This is a genomic window from Colwellia sp. SU-HH01217 (assembly GCF_057543495.1).
Genome location: NZ_BAAJLX010000005.1, coordinates 95,278 through 116,949, shown reverse-complemented (window position 1 = coordinate 116,949; position 21,672 = coordinate 95,278). Strand labels below are relative to the sequence as shown.

At 37.0% G+C, this 21,672-nt stretch carries 10 protein-coding genes; 6 read left to right on the top strand and 4 right to left on the bottom strand.

The genetic code is table 11. The features are described from left to right. Positions 1-76: 76 nt before the first annotated feature. Together AC27G3_RS08380 and AC27G3_RS08375 are read right to left on the bottom strand one after the other, a co-directional pair. Positions 77-1,414 (bottom strand): alkaline phosphatase, encoded by a 1,338-nt coding sequence (locus AC27G3_RS08380; RefSeq protein ID WP_487120583.1) that lies wholly within the window; start codon positions 1,412-1,414, stop codon positions 77-79. A gap of 92 nt (positions 1,415-1,506) precedes the next feature. Beyond that, positions 1,507-2,796: an endonuclease/exonuclease/phosphatase family protein gene (locus tag AC27G3_RS08375; RefSeq protein ID WP_487120582.1), complete on the bottom strand. Its 1,290-nt coding sequence runs from the start codon at positions 2,794-2,796 to the stop codon at positions 1,507-1,509. Between the two features lie 303 nt (positions 2,797-3,099). On the opposite strand from AC27G3_RS08375, the gene add reads away from it, so the two are divergent. The 3 genes from add (at position 3,100) to AC27G3_RS08360 (ending at position 7,684) form a co-directional block, all read left to right on the top strand. Then, entirely contained in the window at positions 3,100-4,098 is a 999-nt protein-coding gene (gene add, locus AC27G3_RS08370; protein WP_487120580.1) for an adenosine deaminase, read from the top strand. Positions 4,099-4,280: 182 nt separating this feature from the next. Beyond that, the gene (deoC, locus tag AC27G3_RS08365) at positions 4,281-5,279 is read left to right on the top strand and encodes a deoxyribose-phosphate aldolase (protein ID WP_487120578.1); all 999 of its coding nucleotides are present in this window, start codon (positions 4,281-4,283) and stop codon (positions 5,277-5,279) included. A gap of 26 nt (positions 5,280-5,305) precedes the next feature. Beyond that, positions 5,306-7,684 (top strand): aldehyde dehydrogenase family protein, encoded by a 2,379-nt coding sequence (locus AC27G3_RS08360; RefSeq protein WP_487120576.1) that lies wholly within the window; start codon positions 5,306-5,308, stop codon positions 7,682-7,684. 469 nt (positions 7,685-8,153) lie between these two features. Here the strand turns inward: AC27G3_RS08360 and AC27G3_RS08355 are convergent, their stop codons facing one another. Beyond that, positions 8,154-11,354, bottom strand: a complete 3,201-nt coding sequence (locus tag AC27G3_RS08355; protein WP_487120574.1) for a TonB-dependent receptor — start codon at positions 11,352-11,354, stop codon at positions 8,154-8,156. Between the two features lie 654 nt (positions 11,355-12,008). On the opposite strand from AC27G3_RS08355, the gene AC27G3_RS08350 reads away from it, so the two are divergent. The 3 genes from AC27G3_RS08350 to AC27G3_RS08340 all read left to right on the top strand — a co-directional run bounded on the left by AC27G3_RS08350 (position 12,009) and on the right by AC27G3_RS08340 (position 18,814). Then, entirely contained in the window at positions 12,009-13,781 is a 1,773-nt protein-coding gene (locus AC27G3_RS08350) for an endonuclease/exonuclease/phosphatase family protein (protein ID WP_487120572.1), read from the top strand. A 122-nt stretch (positions 13,782-13,903) separates the two neighbouring features. Further along, complete coding sequence (locus AC27G3_RS08345) at positions 13,904-14,539, top strand: hypothetical protein (RefSeq protein ID WP_487120571.1); 636 nt, start codon at positions 13,904-13,906, stop codon at positions 14,537-14,539. A 147-nt stretch (positions 14,540-14,686) separates the two neighbouring features. Continuing rightward, positions 14,687-18,814, top strand: a complete 4,128-nt coding sequence (locus AC27G3_RS08340) for a thrombospondin type 3 repeat-containing protein (RefSeq protein ID WP_487120569.1) — start codon at positions 14,687-14,689, stop codon at positions 18,812-18,814. A 103-nt stretch (positions 18,815-18,917) separates the two neighbouring features. Here the strand turns inward: AC27G3_RS08340 and AC27G3_RS08335 are convergent, their stop codons facing one another. Beyond that, positions 18,918-21,518: a bifunctional diguanylate cyclase/phosphodiesterase gene (locus AC27G3_RS08335; RefSeq protein WP_487120567.1), complete on the bottom strand. Its 2,601-nt coding sequence runs from the start codon at positions 21,516-21,518 to the stop codon at positions 18,918-18,920. Between the last annotated feature and the right edge of the window lie 154 nt (positions 21,519-21,672).

Here is a 21,672-nt window from a genome sequence, read left to right as displayed (position 1 = left end):
TAAATTTTAATGACTTATTACGCATAGAAGGCTGTGTATTTTACAATTCTCTTAATACTTTATGCTGTTTAACTCATTATTGAGATAAAAGTGAAAATATCTTTTTAGCAATATCCGTATTGGTTTGATGACCATTAAAGGCTTGTGAGCCAACACCTCTAGCAAATACTTGAACATCAACCCCTGTGTGTCCACTAGTTGTCCAACCGGAGTTTGTTCTTTTACTTAGTATGCTTTTTATTTGAAGATAAAGTGCTTTGTCGTCGGTTAAACTAACCAGAGATTTTTGCTCTTCTTGTGTTAGGTCAAAGCCAAATAATTTTGATAGTAAAGCGCCGTCAAGTTTGTTTTCTTTGCTTTTATAGTTCAACAATTGTTTAGCAATTGCGTGTGGTGATGATGGAATCGTTTTTAAAATGTCAGGGCTCCAACGATAATCGCCATCAGCAGCGATAGTTAAACCACCTGTACTATGATCGGCGGTTACCACTAATAAGGTATCTTCTTTAGTATCAACATAACCTTTGAGCCATTCAAGCGTAATAGCCAGATCTTCCATTTCACCCATTGCCGCAGCAATATCATTGCTGTGACCAGCCCAATCAATTTGACTTGCTTCAATTAATAAAACGTAACCATTATCATTTTCTAAATGTTTAATCGCTGTTTTTGAAAGTGTTAATAGTCTATTGGGCTGCTGGCTATCAAGGGCCCAAGGTAATCCTATCTCAGCAAATAAACCTAAAACAGGTTGCTGGAAATTAAGAGTGTTCAGATCAGAGAATGTATCAATGTATTGATAGCCTTCTTGTTTAAATTCTTCGACTAAATTTCTATCATCACGAATAAAGTAATTTGTACCACCACCTAACATAACGTCTGCTTTAAATTGACCATCTATTCGCTTGTCAAAATAACTGTCGGCAATTTCATTATAGTTTCTACGGCTTTCATTATGAGAAAAATAAGCAGCAGGGGTTGCATGATTAATTTGAGAGGTTACCGCCAAACCTGTTTTTTTACCTAACTGTTTTGCTTGCTCCATTATGGTAAGCAAATTTTCTTTTTCAGTATTAACTGAAATTGCTCCGTTATAGGTTTTATGACCTGTGGCTAAAGAGGTCGCTGCGGCAGCTGAATCTGTTACGTAGCCTTGGCTTTGAACAGGATAAGTACTTGCCATACCCACTAAAAGTTCATCAAAAATAGTTAAATCAACTAAAGGTGTCGATAAATCATCTTTATAATAACGGTAAGCCGTCGTATATGCTGGGCCCATGCCATCGCCAACGATCATGATAATATTTTTAGGCGAATTCTCAGCTAAAACATTTGTAGTTTTTTCTGTCGTGCTTGATGTGCAGCTAGTTAACAAGCCAATCGTTATACTGGTTAACAAAAGTATGCGTTTCATTTACTGTTCCTATTTATGTGGTAATTTTATATTTGATGAAATTGCGATAATAAATTCGCTCATTTTAACTGACTAATTTACTTATATAGCAGCTACTCATTTAACATTAACGCCACCCATACAAGACGGTGGTCAGAAGATGAAGCGCGTGTTTCAATCAGTCGGTATAATGGTTCGTCTTGCTTTGGCCAAAATACACCTGCAGCTTTTACTTTAATTCCATGTGTTGAAGGAATTACATAATCAGCACGCATTTTCCAAGCCGCTGTATGGCTTTTAGCAAAAATACTTTCACTATTTTTCTCCCCCCCAATACTTTCTGGTGTAAAAGTATTATTGGTTAAAGGGTTAGCCAATAAATTTGCAATTCCTGACTTTATCGCACTACCTTCATCAGGCGATGCATTTTGATCGCCCATAATAACAAAAGAAGCACCGGTTATAATACCGCCTTTTTTGCCATTGTCATCGTAAATATAACTCGCCTTGTTAGCAGTAATGTAATCATTCCAAAATCGGATTTCATCGTGATTACGGGCACCGTTTCTATCTTCAGGTCCGTCAAATACTGGAGGTGTAGGATGACTTGTTAATACATGAACAACTTTACCGTTAACGTTAACAGGGATATCCCAATGAGATTTTGAAGATAAGCGCAATGCTTGCCACTCTTGTTCGCTGTACCAATGTTTACCTGTTGATGGATCTGTAGGTTTCATTGCATTGGGCATATCTTTCCAAAGAAAATTTTGGAAGGTACGGATATTTTTAGTATCAATAGGATAGCGGGACACTAACACCATACCAAAATGACCAGGGAAATGGCCAAAGCCATAGGCATCTGCCATATTGCCTGATTTTTCGCCATTATTATCTAAATCAAAATTTGTGCTTACCCCTGTATTTACTGGAGCATAGTAGTAGTAAGGATAATCTATTGCTTGAGCACCTTGTTGAGAAACATTGAGATAATTGCTGATAAACTTTTCAATGCCTTGGTTAGGATCCTGTATATAATCGAACTCATTCAACAATAAGATATCAGGGCGTACACGTTGAATAATTTCGGCAATGTTTTTAATTTGCTGATGATTATTGTTTAAGGAATTAATTAATTCATCACCTTTGCCAACTTCCCCACGCTTCAAATAATTAGTAGCGTCCATACTGACATTAAAAGTAGCCACTTTAACAACAGGAGTTGTTGAATCATTAGCAGGTGCTTGGGCGAAAGTAGGGGAGAAAAAAGCAGGCAAACTGAGTAAGTAAATAAGACTAAATACACCTTTGCTAAAAAAGGTTTTTGTTGGTTTTTTCCTGTATGAATTTGTCGTGCTTTTTTTAACGTTTTGTGTAAAACAAAAAGAAATGTCTATACTCATTGGTATGTACCGTTTTGGCTGAATGTTGATAAGATTAATACTAATATTAGTACTATGGCTAATATTAAAATAATGTACTAACTGTATATGAAATAATTATTAACTGATAAAAATTAGCATAAGCTGATTAGCAATAAATTAACACAAATAAGTGTATGCTGTAAAAGCACTTAGTAATGTCATAAACTTGTCTAAAAGGTCAGGTTATTGCTAGAATGTAAATTATATTAGCGACTTGGTCAATAACTTCTACGTATTGCTTTGTTATTGAAAACTAAGCGCTGTCTGCCTATAGGAAAAGTAATGATCCATCTAGATATCCCCTTTATTGATTTACATCGTCACTTAGACGGTAATATTCGTCCACAAACCATTCTTGCACTAGCACAACAACACAATATTTCATTGCCTGCAGATAACTTAGAGCAACTATTACCCCATGTACAAATTCAAGGCAAAGAGTCTAATCTTATGTCTTTTTTACAAAAGCTTGATTATGGAGTAGCGGTGTTAGCTGATCTAGATGCTTGTAAAAGAGTTGCATATGAGAATGTTCAAGATGCTTATTTGCAAGGACTACATTATGCTGAATTACGTTTTTCACCTTATTATATGGCAATGAAACATAATCTTGCTATTGATGATGTTGTCGCAGCCGTTGTTGATGGCATAAAACTCGGTCAAAAAGACTTTCCAGTAAAAATTAATTTAATTGGTATATTAAGCCGTACGTTTGGTACACAACAATGCCATCAAGAATTAGCAGGATTACTGGCCCATCAAAATGAGTTAGTCGCAATTGATCTAGCGGGTGATGAATTAGGCAAGCCTGGTGAATTATTTGTCGATCATTTTAAAAAGGTTCAACAAGCAGGTTTGCAAGTCACTATACATGCTGGCGAAGCTGATGGAGCATCAAGTATATGGCAAGCTATTAATGAGTTAAAAGCGACACGGATAGGGCATGCAGTCAATGCCATTCATGATGAGAAACTGATGGATTATATGATCGAACATAATATTGCGGTTGAGTCATGTTTAACATCAAATTATCAAACAGGCTCTATTGTTGATATGGCAAATCATCCAATTAAACAGTTTTTGGAAAAAGGTTTATTGGTTTGCCTAAATAGTGACGATCCTGCAGTTCAGGGAGTGGATATGAAAAATGAATATACGCTTGCTGCAAAAGAAGTTGGGCTAACGGATAGTCAATGCCGAGTTTTACAAGAAAATGCTTTAAAAGCCGCTTTCTTATCTGATAATGAAAAAGCAAGACTACAACAATTATGTAAGACCTAATCGATGTGTTATCTATAACCTGAAAACGATTGAATATTAGCGCTTTAATATTAAGTGAATTGATTTTTCATTAATTGACCTTTTGGTCAGGTTTTGGTATTTTTGTAACATAATTATAGGTCAATAACTTATTTATAATCATTAGCGAACTCACTTTATGTGATCAATTATCTTGGTGCTTTATGACAGGTAGAAATGTGAAAGATACGAAAACAGACGCACAAAAAGCGCATGATCAGAGAAACCCTGGCATTGAATTTGATCTTGCTAGGCTCAGTAGTATCAATATTAATCGTAGTGCGATTGAGCGTAGAGCCTCAACTATAGCTAAGCGTCGAACGGTTAAAAAGGCGCATCAGGCCGCTTGGTTACTTAAAGCGATTACCTTTATCGATTTAACTACCTTGTCTGGTGACGACACACCAGGTAAAGTTCGCCGACTTTGTCAAAAAGCAAAATACCCCGTCAGAAAAGATATTTTAACCGCGTTAGATGCCACTGAATTAAACATCACCACTGGGGCTATTTGTGTTTATCATAATATGATTAACACTGCGGTTACTAGCTTGAAAGGGAGCAATATACCCGTTGCTGCCGTGTCTACAGGATTTCCTGCTGGACAATCATTACATGAAATAAAATTGGCAGAAATAAGGGCTTCAGTTAACGATGGCGCCAAAGAAATTGATATTGTTATCAGTCGAGAAAAAGTTCTCACAGGCGACTGGCAAGGTATATATGAAGAGGTGAAATCTTTCAGACAGGCCTGCGGTGATGCCCACATTAAAGCAATATTAGCAACAGGTGAACTTGCAACATTAACTAATGTCGCCAAAGCAAGCTGGGCTTGTATGATGGCAGGGGCGGACTTTATAAAAACTAGTACAGGGAAAGAGCCAATTAATGCAACTTTGCCAGTAAGTTTAGTAATGGTGCGTGCTATTAGAGATTATTATCAATTAACGGGTGTTAAAGTGGGCTATAAACCTGCTGGAGGAGTACAGACAGCCAAGCAAGCGATTGAATATATGATCTTGATGAAAGAAGAATTAGGTAATGAATGGTTAACTCCTGAGCTATTTCGTTTTGGAGCAAGTAGCTTATTAGGAGATATTGAGCGGCAATTAGAGCATTTTGTTACTGGAAGTTATTCTGCCCACCATCGTCACGCTATGAGCTAATGAAGACTGTTAATAAAGAGAGTTATATGTCAATTAAAGAGATATTTTCAAGTATGGAATACGGCCCTGCATTAGAAAGCACAAAAGCTTGTCAACAATGGTTAGAGGAGCATAATAAAACTTTTAATCATTTTATAAATGGCCAATGGCAAACACCAACAAATCAACATTACTTTAATACTGTTAATCCAGCTAATATGGAAGTATTAGCGAAAGTGGCAGACGGTGAAGTAGACGATGTGAATATTGCTGTTGCAGCTGCAAGCAAAGCACAAAAAGCATGGTTTGATTTAGGTGGGCATCAAAGAGCGAAATATTTGTATGCTTTTGCTCGTCAAATTCAAAAACATAGTCGTTTGTTTGCAGTGCTTGAAACTCTAGATAATGGTAAACCCATCCGTGAATCGCGAGATATTGATATCCCCCTTGTTGCTAGGCACTTTTATTATCATGCCGGTTGGGCGCAACTAATGGAAAGTGAATTACCTAATTATCAACCTTTGGGCGTGGTCGGCCAGATTATTCCGTGGAATTTCCCCTTACTTATGTTGGCGTGGAAAGTTGCCCCAGCCCTTGCTATGGGAAATACTGTCGTGCTTAAACCTGCTGAATCAACCTCAGCAACTGCGGTGTTATTTGCTCAAATTTGTGAAGAAATAGGTTTACCTAAAGGTGTTTTCAACCTTGTGTTAGGTGATGGTAAAGCTGGACAAGCCATTGTTGAGCACCAAGATGTGGCAAAAATAGCCTTTACTGGCTCGACTGAGGTTGGCCGTGTTATTCGCAAAGCAACGGCAGGAACGGGCAAAAAACTCTCTCTAGAGTTAGGCGGAAAATCAGCATTTATTGTGTTTGATGACGCTGATCTAGACAGTGTAGTAGAGGGAATTGTTGATGCAATATGGTTTAACCAAGGGCAAGTCTGTTGTGCAGGCTCTCGTTTATTAATACAAGAATCGATTAGTGAAAAATTAATTGCCAAAGTTAAAGCGCGCATGGCTAAACTTGTTGTAGGTAACCCATTAGATAAAAGTGTTGATATGGGATCGTTAATTGACCCTCAGCAATTAGATAAAATTAAAGAAATGGTCGATTTAGGTGTTTCTGAGGGGGCTCAACTGCATCAAGCCAATTGCCATATTCCAGATAATGGCTGTTATTATCCACCGACATTGTTAACCGATGTAGAGCCAGCTTCATTAATTGCTCAACAAGAAATATTTGGTCCAGTGTTAGTGGCAATGAGCTTTAGAACGCCAGCAGAAGCAGTACAGTTAGCTAATAATAGCCGTTACGGATTGGCGGCTAGTATCTGGTCTGAAAATGTTAATCTCGCATTAGATGTTGCGCCTAAAATTAAAGCGGGTGTTGTGCAAATTAACTGTATGAATATGTTTGATGCCGCTGCAGGTTTTGGTGGTTATAAAGAATCAGGTTTTGGTCGAGAAGGCGGAAAAGAAGGACTATATGAATATATTCAGGAAAATTGGCAGACAAAGCTAAAAGCAGCACCAGAGCTTAAAAAATCGATAGAAAAGTCATTGCCTCTAAAAAGTCAGGGAATTGATCGCACGGCGAAGCTTTATATTGGTGGTAAACAAGTTAGGCCTGATAGTGGTTACAGTTTACCTGTATTTGATCATAAAGGTGTTCAAATTGCAGAAATTCCAGAAGGGAGTCGTAAAGACATTAGGAATGCAGTTGAAGCTGCCAATAAAGCAATAAGTTGGACAAACACCAGTGCACATAACCGAGCGCAAGTTTTATACTTTATTGCAGAAAATTTAACTGCACGAAGTGAAGAGTTTGTTAAACGCATAACTCAATTAACTGGAAAGTCTTTAGCACAAGCGCAGACCGAGTTTGATTTGACAATAAAGCGTATATTCACCAGTGCTGCATGGGCAGATAAATATGATGGTAAAATTCATTCACCGCCGCAACGTGTTGTTTCTTTAGCGATGAGAGAGGCAATTGGTAATATTGCGATTGTCGCGCCTGAAGAGGCTGGTTTCTTAGGTTTCATTTCAACGATAATGCCGGCAATTGCGATGGGTAATAGAGTAGTTGTTGTGCCAAGTGAGCAAACCTCACTTATCGCATTAGACTTTTATCAGGTACTTGCTACGTCTGATTTACCTGCAGGAGTTATTAATATCATTACTGGAGACAGAAATGAATTAACCCAAACCCTTGCTAAGCATTACGATATAGAAGCATTTTGGTATTGGGGATCGAGCCATGGGAGTCAGTTAGTTGAGTTTGAAGCGGCAGCGTCAATGAAGCGAACATGGGTAAACTATGGTAAGCAATATGATTGGTTTGATTGTACACACATAGAAAGTGATTTGTTTTATCGTAAGACGGTAGAAATAAAAAATATTTGGCTGCCTTATGGCGCTTAACGTTCGTAATGCCTCGTTGGCTAAATCGTTATGTTCTGACTAGCGAATCGACTCGTTAACCAAATACTCGATTTATAACCATATAATACTTAAAGCACTATTAGTTTTAATAGTGCTTTTTTATGTCTTAATTTAAGATTTTATATTATATATTATATATTATATATTATACCAATCTTACTCACTATGTGAGCATTCCTGATGGGTAAAATAACCAACTACTGCGTTATTTATCAATCATTATAAAAATTATCAAGCTAGAGTGTAAAGGTTGTTATTTGCTTGTTTTTCAATATATTAATTATATCTTAAACCGAGTTAATTATTGAAATAGGTAGTAAATAGCGGTGTTGAAATGAAAGGGAATGTTAGTGAAATAAGGACATCTACGTATAAAAAAAACTCGACTCAAAGGGGGGAGTCTTCGAATCGAGCTTTTGAACTTTTAATTGAGTAAATTAAATTAGCATTAGAACTTGTAGTTCACACCAATTTTCATTTGCCAGCCTGATGAACCTAATACAGTGCCTGAATAGTTACGAGTGTCAGCACCACCGTATACATTTTCAATCACATATTTACCGTCATCATCTAAACCACGAAGGTCATAAATTGCTTTACTAGTATACTGAAGTGTTTTCTCAATACCCCAGTCGTCATTTAGTAAATTAGCAAAGTTGTCTATCATGAAGTAAATTTGACCTTTATGGCCTGCAGCAAAGCCAGCAAATTCTTGTTTAACACTAATATCCATAGTCGTTACCCAAGGCTGAGTTGCAGTGTTACGATCAAGAATTTGACCTCGTTCGCTAATACCTGCTTGATTTAGGAATCCTTCTAATTCACTCCAAGTAATTCTTGAGTCTGTCCAGTTGACATTAGTATCATCAGGTCCTGATGGAATATAAGCTAAATAAGCTGAGTTTGAGTAAAAATCACGAGTATCACCAAAATCATCATCTTGATACATTCCCATGGTCCAACTGAATGGGCGACCAGAACGACGTTCAAAGAAGATATTTACATTAGTATCATAACCTTCGAATAATTGAGTAACATAATTAAAGTTAAATTTGAAACTGTGTTCTACTTCATAATAGCCACGAGAAACAAAGTCAACATTTCTATTTTTAATATTATTATGCTTGTAGTTACTTTGTGCACGAGAAGAACTACCTGCTTGGTTTTCAGTTACATCTTGGTGCGCATAAGACATGGTCATGCTAATGCCATTATCCCATTGTTTAGCAAGTGCTGTTGAAAATATAATAGAACGACCATCATCTGGAGCATTGGTCATTTGAATATCAAAGTTATCAGCTAAGTCACCACTATAGCGGCTTCCGTAAATAATACGTTCACCATCAGCAGCAAGTCCTGATTCAACCATTGCTGTGTTGGTCCATACAGCTTCATTTTCTTTTACGTGATACATTAATTCAGTCGACCATTTATAACCATCACCAAAGCTACCTAGATCAAAATCATAATCAGCTGAAATACGAGAGCGCCAGCTTGAAGGAAGTTTAAAGTTAGGATCAGTGTAGTTAGTACTACCAGCACCCTGTACTAAAGAGTTCTGAATGTCTTGTGGTACTCCATCAAATGAAGTCACTGGATTAACATTATAATAAGCATCAATCGCATTTTCTGGCGCTGCCACATAAGTTAAGCCGTCGTTTTGAAATGGATTGTTATACCAAACATTTGGAATGCCACCTTGGAAACGACCAATACCGAATGCAAGGGTAAGGTCATCAGTTGCTGTCCATTCAACATTTACACGAGGTAAAATAATATCTAAACCATCTAGGTTTTCTTGGTTGTTATAACCATAGGTATTTTCAAACGCAGTATTGAGTGTAGGAGTATCATCAGATGATAAACGCTCGTATCGGATACCTGCCGTAAGGACTACGTCATCAGTAAGGTAGTAGGTGTCTTCAACATACAAAGACAATTGACTGCGAGATACATCATAAGCTAAGTCGTTTACATCATTAGTATAGGCATTACCGTAACTAAATTGGCTATACTGTCCAATTGTTTGGCTTTCAAACTCTTGAAAACTAGAGAACTCCCAAGAGCCTTTAGCATTATCACCAAACAAATTATATAAATTTAAATCTTCATATTGTAAACCAAACTGAATTTCATGATCATCGAATAAGTAAGTACCATCGAATGAAAGAATTAAGTTTTTAGTTTGAGATACGTTAGCATGGCGATACCTGTCGGTACCAAAAACGAAAGAAGGACCACGATAGAACGTTGTTGCTTCTACTGCACCTAAGTTTGAATTGGTAACACTGTCAGATTTAACATCTTTATAGCTTACACCAATTTCAGTACTAAATTCACCCGTCCAATCAGAGTATAATTTCGCCGCGATGTTACTCATATCTGTTGCGTAAGTATAGCGGTTTGACGCCATCGTTACCGTATCGCCGCCCGTACCGAAGTTACGCTCGTCTTGATCGTCTTGCCATTGATAAGTTAAATCAAAACGATGTGCGTCACTAATATTCCAACTTAGTTTAGCTAATAACGTTTCGTTGGTATCAGTAGGATCTCCACCTAAAGAGTCTTGTAAACCATAAACATCATTAAGGATACGGTTGAAATCGTCAAACTGTTCTTGAGAAATATCATATTCATGCGTAGCGCCAGAATTTTCAAAACCGTAATCTAAATCTAGTTTACTTGACCAGTTAGCGTAGTTTACGAAGAAAAACAACTCATCTTTAATAATTGGTCCGCCAAGGTTAAAACCAAAACGTTCAACGGTGACAATCGGAGAAACCATTGACGTTTCGAATGTTTTATTACCTTTATCATCTAAAACGTCACGTCCATCTTCAGTAATAGCATCTATCTTTTGTACATCACCAGCCATGCTTGGGGTTGATGTTTCAGCAAAGCCTGAAAATTTAAAGTCGTTTGAACCTGATTTAGTTACAGCATTAACAGTACCACCACCAAAATTGCCTTTTTTAGCTGAAAAAGGAGATACATCAACAGATATTTGATCAATAGCATCTAAAGCTACTGGTGGTTGTTGAGTAGGGTAACCACCATAGTTTAGTCCGAAATCATCATTTTGACTGATACCATCAACTGTTAGGCTGTTAGAGCGAGGGTTACCACCAGCAAAAACTAATTCACCGCTGCCATTAATAGTAGCTAATGGGTTCATTCGGGCAACATCTTTAATATCGCGATTAAAGCTTGGTGCATTATTAATTGCTTCTCCACCAAACACGCTGTTTGAACCACCTGCAGTTTGTAAGTAACGATTTCCTGTTACTTCAATTCGCTCTATATTAAGACTTTCTAATTGCTGGTTAACACGAAAAGTATCACCAAGGTTTAAAAATATATTTTCTAAGCTAGCATCACTGTAGGTATCAGAGTCGATAACTACCGTATAAGGACCGCCAACACGTAAACCATTGGCCACAAATGAACCAGAGTCATTCGTGACGAATTCACGCGTTGTGCCTGAAGGTTGATGCAATACGGTAATTTTAACATTAGCTGCCGCATTGCCGTCAGGGTTTAAAATTTTACCACGCATTGATGAAGAGGTGTCTGCTGCCATAGCTGATGTAGAAAGGCCAATTGCCATTACAATAGCGCTAGCAACTTGAGTGAGTTTTGCAGTTCTCATGTTGAAGTATTTCCCAAATAATGTGTTAAAGGAATTAGTCAATTATTGCACTGTCTTTTTAGTTGTAAGCAAAAATTATAACTAACTCTGTTTATCCAAAAGTAGCTCATTTATATGAATGTAATTACAGATTTAATCATATAAATCCTTTTGGCTTTTACAAGACTTTCACTTCCTGACGGTTCAGTCAAGCTTTTATCTTTGGCTCTCTTTCTTTGTTATAGCCATTAATATTTAAGTCTGTTTTTTGTTCGGTTACATTATATTGCAATTGTTAATTAATTGCTTATAAAAATAACTTAATTTGTAAGTTCTTGTATTTAGTGTGTTTATTCCTCTTTTTTTAAATAGGGTTAATTAAGTTAAAGAGATGGTACAGCTTTAATGTTAAAGTTTTATTAACTAAAACCTAATAAATTGCCGAAAGATTAATTCTTGACTAAAAGGTTGGTTACTGGGTTTTATTTGTTTTTTGTTTTTGTAATTTATTGTAATTTAAGAGTATTTACTTTAAATGTAGGTTCGTTGTTTGAAGTGTTAAATAATTAAGCAGTTATAAATACTAAATTAAGTCATTTTTATCAGTTAAAAGATCAAAGAATTCGATGTTCATATATGAACATCCACCAAGTAGCTCAAGTTGAGAGAGTGTTGATGAAAAATAAAGTAAATAATAAAGAATATAATCTATTAAAAATGGGGCTTTGGTTGAAAGTTTTACTCGTTTCAACATTATTGTCACCTATAGCTAATAGTCAAGAAAAAGAGCTGGATGTACAATTTCCCCTTGAAAATAAAAACGATAAACAACTTATTGTTGAAATATTTGAAATTCAAGGGCAGGGGTTAAGCTCTCCTTATAATAATCAAAAAATAACGACACAAGACAATGTTGTTACTGCATTGACTCAATCAGGTTTTTTTATGCAAACGCCGACACAACGAAGTGATGGTGATATTGAAACTTCTGACGGGGTTTATGTATTTACACGAAATAAACCTTCAGTGGTGATTGGCGATATGGTGACAGTTGTTGGTAAAGTCGTCGAGTTTAAAGGTTTTACTCAGTTTGCTTTTGGCGCATTAGTGACGGTAAAAAGTTCGAATAACTCGTTACCCATAGTTAGTACTTTAGATGAAAATACTATTTTAAAAACTCAGCCTGTAGCAATTAATGCATTAGAAAGGTTTGAGTCTATGTTGGTCTCTTTTAAAGGGATTGTCACTGGGCCTACAGATAAATACGGTGATGCCGCAGTTATTATTGGCAACAATCGTGCATTTCGAGAGCCAGGTATCTTGTACCCAGGTAAAAATGGTTTCCCGATATTTGATGGCAATCCAGAAATATTTGAAATTGCGCCAGAAGCATTGTCAGGCACAAGTGTTGAGCTTTTTGTTGGGCAACAGGTTTCCGCTTCAGGGCCGCTTGCATATTCGTTTGGTGACTACCAAGTTTGGCCTACAACTTTAACCGTTGGTGAACAGCCAATTATTTTGAATCGTATTCGTGATAAAAATGAAAACGAAATGACAGTAGGTTCACTTAATATGTATCGTCCTTCTCAAGTTGTAGATAAATATGAAGTGAGGTTAGCGAAGCTTTCTCAATTTGTCAGAACAATAATGAATTCACCTGACATATTAGCGGTTAGCGAAGTAGATAACTTGATTGTTTTAAAGAAAATAGCTGACAAAATTAATAAAGAAGACAATGAGGTTAATTATAGGCCTTATCTTGTTGAAGGTAATGATTATGGCGGAATTGATGTGGGTTTTTTGGTCCGTGATACAGTAGAAACGGATGAAATTGTTCAGTTGGGGAAAAATACTCAATTTACATATGCAGGCAAATCAAAATGGCTAAATGATCGACCACCTCTATTATTTAAAGGTCGCATGAAAAACGCTAGCAACGACTTCCCCATACAAGTGTTAGTAGTCCATAATCGAAGTTTGAATAAAGTTGATACAAGTGAGCGTGTTAGAGAAAAGCGGCTAGCACAGGCCCAATTTGTTGCAAATGCTATTCAAGCTATACAAAGTAAAGAAGCTAACGTGAATTTAGCGGTTACAGGGGACTTCAACGCTTACCAATTTAGCGATGGCTATGTCGATGTGTTAGGACAAATCACTGGCACAGCAGTTAAAAGTGATAATTTACTTTGGCAACCAAGCCCAGTAAGTCCTCAATTAACTAACCAAGTTAGCTTACTTAATAAAAAAGAGCAGTACTCATTTGTTTATCAAGGCAGCGCACAAGTACTTGATCATATCCTTACAAGCCAGCATCTTACGCCTTTTGTTAATCATGTTGTTTACGCTCGAGGTAATGCTGATGCACCTGCTGCATTAGTTAATGATGGCAATAATGCGATGCGATCATCAGATCATGACGGTATTGTTATGTTTATTAAGCTTAAGTGAGTATTGTTTGAATTTTTGATCTGTAATGTAAACAATAAATGATAATGGTTTGATATTTGCATCGTCGATTTATCCAAATAATAAATTTAATAAGTCGACGAAATTTTGACAATGGTGAACTGATGACAACGATTAAAAAAAATAACAAACCTAGTTTAAAACAAGTATCTGCCCAGTATCAAAAAGAGGTGTACACTAAAGCGTTAATTGTTGGGGCACTTATATTAACTTGCTTCACTTTTAATGCGTCGGCATTAGAAGTTAATGTAGAAGCACACAAAGTGTTAGATGCTGGTACTTATGGTTATAGTTTAGGAGTTACCGATAACTTTTTTAAACAAAAAGCATTGAATTGGAAGGTTTCTTATAACACACTCGACAATGTTAATGTTAATTGGAATAACAAAGATTATGATATGTCTCTTGATACTGTGGATATTGCTCTAACGTATCGATATTTTCCAAGAAGTTACAACAAAGTTATTAAAAACCTTACTTTTGAAGTTCAGGCGGGTGCATCTGTTTCTTTAACCGAAGGCCGCTTGATATTCCCTATCGAAGAAACATTAGAAGATGAAATATTGTCTGAAAAAGGCGATGTTAATGCGGTGCTGTCTTTTCTTACTTACTATAAAATATCACAATCAACCTCGGTACATGTTGGTGTAAAATACTACCCTAGTTATTCTGAATATGGCGATGTTAGTTCGCTATTTTTAGGGTTTGATTATCATTTTGGTCGTCAAACTGCTTATTAGCAATAAACAAATATCCTTTCTACTATTAAAGTAACAATTACATTAGCCGATACAAATATGTAACAGATTGTACAAATGTAATTTGTTAATCTTTGCTAGCTAAATATTCATTGAAAATTGGTGTAGACCATTTTCCAGAGGTTTTATATGAGACGCGTTTATCAATTCTATTTTTTAGTCTTTTTTCTTGTAAGTACCTCTGTATTTGCTGTTGATACCGATGGCGATGGTTACGATGATACCATTGATAAATTTCCCGCAGATCCTACTGAATGGTTTGATACCGACCTTGATGGCATTGGTAATAACACAGATCCAGATATCGATGGTGACGGTTTAGATAATAACGTTGATAACAATGATGATGGTGATCTTGTAATTGACATCTATGATCCTTTCCCAATCAACCATTATGAGTGGTTAGACACAGATAACGATGGATTAGGTAATAACGAAGATACTGATGACGATAATGACTCTTACCCTGATTTAATGGATGTATTCCCCATTAATCCCGACGAATGGTTAGACACTGACGGTGATAGCATAGGTAACAATGCAGACAGTGATGACGATAATGATGGAATTATTGATTTTTATGATACGTTTCCTTTAGATCCAAGCGAAACTATTGACACCGATCTTGACGGTATAGGCAATAATGCTGATCTTGATGATGATGGTGATGGTGTGCCCGATGCTTCTGATTTATTTCCACTTAACCCATTTGAATTTGCTGATTTAGACGGCGATGGTGTGGGCGATGCATCTGATGGTGACAGAGATGGGGATGGTGTCGTCAATGTCGTGGATATTTGGCCTGATGATCCTAGTGAGTGGTATGACAATGATGGAGACGGAGTCGGCAATAATACTGATACAGATGATGATAATGATGGCTATTTAGATATTAATGATGCGCTACCTTTTGATGCTACGGAACATTTAGATCTAGATGGCGATGGTATTGGCGACAATGCTGATCCCGACAGAGATGGCGATGGTTTTCCAAACTCACCAAACCAAGATGCCTGTCCTGACGATGCACTAGAGCGCTTAGATACTGACGGTGATGGGCTTTGTGATGGTCCTGATCCAGATGCTGATGGCGATGGTGTTGATGATTTTCTTGACGCGTTCCCTTTAGACAACACTGAAAGTTTAGATACTGATTCAGATGGTATTGGCAATAATGCCGATGCAGATATAGACGGTGATGGAATTGTTAATGGTGATGATTTCGCGCCATTAGATCCTACCGAATGGGTTGATACAGATTCAGATGGTATTCCTGATAACACCGATACAGACGATGATGGAGACGGTGTTTTAGATAACCTTGATGCTTTTCCTCTTGATGCAACAGAAACTCTAGATACAGACGGCGATGGTATTGGTAATAATACTGATAGCGATGATGATGGTGATGGAATAGTAGATAGTGATGATGCTGAGCCATTAGATATGCTAGAAACTACCGATACAGACAATGATGGCATTGCCAATAATGCCGATCTTGATGATGACGGAGATGGCGTAAATGATGGTATTGATGCATTTCCTTTAAATCCTAATGAAACACTAGACACTGATGGTGATGGCATTGGTAATAATGCTGATAGCGATGATGATAATGACGGTATCATTGATATTGAAGATGAGTTTCCACTTAACCCAACGCAATACATAGATACTGATGATGATGGTATAAGCGATAATATTGATCTTGATGACGATAACGATGGTGAGCTAGATGCAACCGACGCATTTCGTTTAGATGAGTTTGAACAATTTGACACCGATGGTGATGGTGTGGGCAATAATGCCGACAGTGATGACGATAACGATGGCTACATTGATGTTGAAGATGCCTTTGAAACCAATCCTCTAGAATGGTTTGATACTGATGGCGATGGCATAGGTAACAATGCCGACACCGATGATGATAACGATGGCGTATTAGATGAAGTTGACGCCTTTAGTTTAGATCCAAATGAGAGTGTTGATACCGACGGTGATGGTATTGGTAATCATCGTGATAGTGATGACGACGGTGATGGCGTAACAGATGATTTAGATGATCTGCCACTCGATAGTACTGAAACCCTTGATACTGATAAAGATGGTCAAGGCAATGTATTAGACAGCGATGATGATAACGATGGCGTGCTCGATGCATTTGACTTATTTCCTTTAAACCCAAATGAAGCCTTTGATAATGATGTTGATGGCTTAGGCGATAATGAAGACAGTGATGACGATAATGATGGTGTTGCTGATGTCGATGATGCCTTTCCTTTAGATCCTATTGAAACGTTAGATACCGATAATGACGGTCAAGGTAATGTGTTAGACAATGATGATGATAATGACGGCGTATTAGATCATGCGGATCAAATGCCCTTAGATCCCAATGAAACCACCGATACTGATGGCGATCTTATTGGTAATAATGCCGATTTGGATGATGATAATGATGGCATGAGTGATAGCTTTGAATTAGTTAATGGCTTTGATCCGTTAAATGCAGATGATGGCTTATTAGATACTGACGCAGATGGCGTGAATAACTCAGATGAAGCTTTTGCTAATACCAACCCTTTACTTGACGATTATCCACCAGTTATTGAGCCGCCACAAGCAATACACGTGTTTGCTAAACATACCTTTACTGAGCTGACTTTAAATGAGTTATTAGCATCAACCAGAGTGAGTGTTTCTGATGGTCATGATGGCGAAAACTGTTGTGATTTATCTGCAATTGGTTTTGAGTTAGGAGTAAAAAATGTAGCATCAGGCTTAATTCCTATCACTTGGAGAGCTGTTGATGAGGCGGGCAACATTGCAGATCATGAACAAGTGATTAATGTTCACCCCTTAGTGAACTTTTCATCTTCTCAAATAGTTGCTGAAGGGGGGACTGCACGCGTGTCTGTTGTACTTTCTGGGCCTGCACCTAATTATCCTTTAGCAATACCCCTATCGATAAGTGGCAGTGTTGATGGCTCTGATTATCGAATCAGCGCTAATAAAATAGTGATCACCTCTGGTGTGCAAGGCTATGTTGATATTGAATTATCAGCGGATCTTTTTTACGAGGAAGATGAAGAGCTTATTGTTAAATTTAAGCAAAGTGTTAATGCTGGTGTCAATAATCGACATGTTATTACCGTTACTGAAAATAACGTGATGCCAACAGCGCAATTAACTATCGTCCAACAAGGTGTTTCAGTTTCATCAATCGCTAAAGATGATGGAGAAGTAGAAATTAAATTATTAATTAACGACTCAAATCTGGCTGATACACACATTATTGATTGGCACATCCCAGAATATTTAACTGTGGACATTAGCGCTAACCAAAGGTCAGTTTTTATTCAGCCCTCATCAATTGAATTACCAGCGGAATTACATAACTTATTTAGTTTGTCGGTGACAATTACTGATGATGGAAGTGACAATGTTAATAATAACTTGTCTCAAACTAAGTATTTATCAATTCCGTTGTTAGCCAGTCAACCAAGGTTAACTGTTTCTGATACGGATCGAGATGGCGTGAATGATATTACAGAAGGTTATCTAGATGATGATCTTGATGGTTTACCTGCTTTTATTGATAATTCCAAGATACCTTATTTACAGCCGTTACACGTTAACGCTGCTGTGGTTAAATTGATGGAAACTGAGCCTGGTTTACAATTAACCTTAGGGAAATATGCTCGCCTACGATTTTCTGATGGTGTGCAACTTTCAGAGCAAGAACTCCTTGATACCTTATTAATACCAAATGATAGCTTACAACATCAAAATGAATACTTTGATTTTGAAATTAATAATATCCACCCCTTTGGTCGTTCTGTTTATGTCGTTATCCCATTACAAAATGAAATTCCTAAATACGGTGTTTATCGCAAGTTTACCCCTGACAATGAATGGCAAGACTTTGTTGTCGATGCTAATAATGCTGTTGCCAGTAGCAGTGATGTTAATGGTGTTTGTCCTGCGCCTCACAGCAATTTATATACAGAAGGATTAACACAAGGTCATTTATGCTTGCGCTTGCTAATTGAAGATGGTGGTTCGAATGATGCCGATGGTATAGCAAACGGCAGTGTTGACGATCCAGGTGGTATCGCGATTATTGCTAATGAAACGATTGCAAAACAAACAGATCCAGAAAGCACCAGTAGCGGGGGAGCGTTGTCTCTTTCATGGTTTTTACTTGTGCTTTTACTAAGCGCTAGAGAACTTCAAAATTATCGAATAAATCAATGATATTTATAAAAGTAATAATATTTATTATAAAAGATTAGTAACAGCTCGTGAATGATTTAGGGGTTGTAAAATTATTAACATATAGTGTTTTAATTATTCTAATCTAAATTGACCAAGACTTGTCGGCTTGCCAGTTGAGCGCCCATTGAGGAATATCATCGGCTGGCATAGGACGAGCAATTCCATAGCCTTGAGCTAAATCACAGCCCATTTTCAAAAGGGCTGTGCCATGCTCAATGGTTTCAACACCTTCTGCAATGACCCGTCGCTTAAATAAATTTCCTAAGGCAATTACACCTTCAACAATAGCTAAGTCTTCTGGATCAGATAGCATGTCTCTAACAAAACTCTGATCGATTTTTATTAAGTCTACAGGCAATCTTCTGAGATAAGTTAAAGAAGAATAACCTGTTCCGAAATCGTCGAGTGAAAATTTTACACCTAAATCAATACAGGAATTCATAACAGTAGAAACGTGATTTACATCTTCTAAGGCACTGGTTTCAAGTACTTCTAACTCTAATTTACTCGAATCTACATCTGTGTGAGCCGATAGAAGAGACTTTAGTCTCTGATTAAAGTTAGGTTGTTGTAATTGAACTGCTGCAATATTAACACTAATGCTTAATGACAATGAGGAAGTAGATTGTTGCCATTGATTGATTTGCTTTAAGGCTTCGGCAATAACCCATTCACCAACTTCGATTATCATTGGATTGTTTTCTATAGCGGGTAAGAATTCAATAGGACTGAGAAGACCGCGCTTTGGATGTTGCCAACGAATTAAAGCCTCTACTCCTATGACCTGTCCTGTTCGCATATTCACTTTAGGTTGATAATATAGAACAAATTGGTGAGAGTCTAATGCGACTCTTATCGACTCTAAAACCTCTTGTTGCATTTTTACGACGTTATCTTGAACTGTGTCAAATAAGTGAAATTGATTCTTCCCTAGATCTTTAGCTATATACATTGCTTGATCTGCATGACGTATAAGCTGATCAGTACCTACATTATCTTTAGGGTATAAGGTAACACCTATACTTGCAGAAACATTTAACATGATGTTGTTAACTGTAACTGGAGTGGATGTCGCGATTAATAAACGCTCTATTACTTGTTCACAGTGAGCCAGACTTTTTATATCTGTTAAAACAGCAACAAATTCATCTCCGCCAATTCTTGCTAAGCTATCGCTTTCTCGTAAGGCATCTTTCATTAATAGAGATAAAGAAACTAGAAATTTATCACCTACATCATGGCCGTATGCATCATTAACCTGTTTAAATCCGTCTAAGTCTAAAAAAACAACAGCAAGTGATTGGTTCTGTCGGTTACATTGCAATATAGCTTGAGATAGCCTATCTGTTAATAAAACTCTATTTGGGAGATTAGTTAGTAAATCGTAATGAGCGATATGCTCTAACTGGTTTTGATGCTCTTTCATTATTGTTATGTCATTACCCAGAGCCACAAAATGGGTAATAATGCCATGCACATCTCTAACTGTATTTATGGTTTGCAGTTCGGTATAAATTTGACCATTTTTATGGCGATTACAAATTTCACCTGTCCAATAATGCTTGGTAATGATTTCATGCCACATAGTTCGGTAAAAGCTTGGCGAGTGTTTACCTGATTGTAAAATTCGCGGATTTTGGCCGATAGCTTCTTTTCTGCTGTAACCAGATATTTCGGTAAAGCGATCATTAACTTTTAAAATTTTTCCTGTCGCGTCAGTAATAATTATTCCTTCACGGGCATGAGAAAAAACTGTAGCAGCAAGTTTTATTTTATCTTCAGCTTGTTTCTTTTCGATTGCAATACTCGCTAAATTAGCAGTTTGCTCTATTACAGTAAGATCGAGTGGTGTTGGATAATTTTTTTCGCGGTGATATATAGCAAAAGTACCTAAAACATCACCTTTTGTTGAACGAATGGGTTCTGACCAACAAGCGGCTAATTTCGCTTCTTTCGCTAGTTCCTTATAAGGTTGCCAGTAAGGGTGTGTTTGAATATCTTCTACTATAACTCGTTCATTAGTAAAAGCCGCGGTGCCGCAGGAACCAACACCTATACCAATTGTTATTCCATCTATTGCCTCGTTATAAAACTTTGGCAGACTCGATGCAGCGCCACTTAATAGGTGCTCCCCTGTGTCATCTAATAATAAAATGCTGCATAACATGTTAGGTTTTTTTTGTTCAACAACCTGAATAATAGCTTCTAAAATAACAGTTAAGGCATTACCGCTGGTGATTAGCTCTAATACATGTGCTCGTGATTTTTCACGTTCTTCTGCTTGTTTACGCTCAGTAATATCGTGAATAATCCCGACAATAAAATAGTTTCCGTGAGAGTCTGTAAACCGATTCTTTTTGGTTAAAATTGTTCTACTATCTTCACCGCTAATTGTGAGGGTTTCTTCGCAAATAATTTCATTACCGTCTTTGAGCACTTGTTTATCAACGGCAAGAAAATGCTCCATTTCATCTTTAGACACTTTTTCAGCAAGAGTGGTGCCTATAATAATGTTTCTATTTAATCCAAAAACTTTACAAAATGCATCGTTAACTAAGAGCAGCTTGCAGTCTTTATCTTTTACGAATATTGGCTCGCCAGTATTGTTGAATATTACATTAAGGTAAGTCTCAATATCATCGTATTGAGTTAATGCTTGTTCATTCCTTTGTTTGGATATCACAGTACGGAAATTCCTTATGAAGACTTCATGTAATTCAAATCTACTAGTGTATATTCTAAATTGGCTTACTATTATTAATAAGGTTTATATATCACTCTAATGTTGAATCTTTATCATCATCATGTGGCAGGTGATTTTCATATAAATTTAAGCC

Excerpts from the sequence above, each read along its gene's own strand:
- AC27G3_RS08380 (WP_487120583.1), bottom strand. The coding sequence starts at position 1,414 with ATGAAACGCATACTTTTGTTAACCAGTATAACGATTGGCTTGTTAACT.
- AC27G3_RS08375 (WP_487120582.1), bottom strand. The coding sequence starts at position 2,796 with ATGAGTATAGACATTTCTTTTTGTTTTACACAAAACGTTAAAAAAAGC.
- add (WP_487120580.1), top strand. The coding sequence starts at position 3,100 with ATGATCCATCTAGATATCCCCTTTATTGATTTACATCGTCACTTAGAC.
- deoC (WP_487120578.1), top strand. The coding sequence starts at position 4,281 with ATGACAGGTAGAAATGTGAAAGATACGAAAACAGACGCACAAAAAGCG.
- AC27G3_RS08360 (WP_487120576.1), top strand. The coding sequence starts at position 5,306 with ATGTCAATTAAAGAGATATTTTCAAGTATGGAATACGGCCCTGCATTA.
- AC27G3_RS08355 (WP_487120574.1), bottom strand. The coding sequence starts at position 11,354 with ATGAGAACTGCAAAACTCACTCAAGTTGCTAGCGCTATTGTAATGGCA.
- AC27G3_RS08350 (WP_487120572.1), top strand. The coding sequence starts at position 12,009 with ATGAAAAATAAAGTAAATAATAAAGAATATAATCTATTAAAAATGGGG.
- AC27G3_RS08345 (WP_487120571.1), top strand. The coding sequence starts at position 13,904 with ATGACAACGATTAAAAAAAATAACAAACCTAGTTTAAAACAAGTATCT.
- AC27G3_RS08340 (WP_487120569.1), top strand. The coding sequence starts at position 14,687 with ATGAGACGCGTTTATCAATTCTATTTTTTAGTCTTTTTTCTTGTAAGT.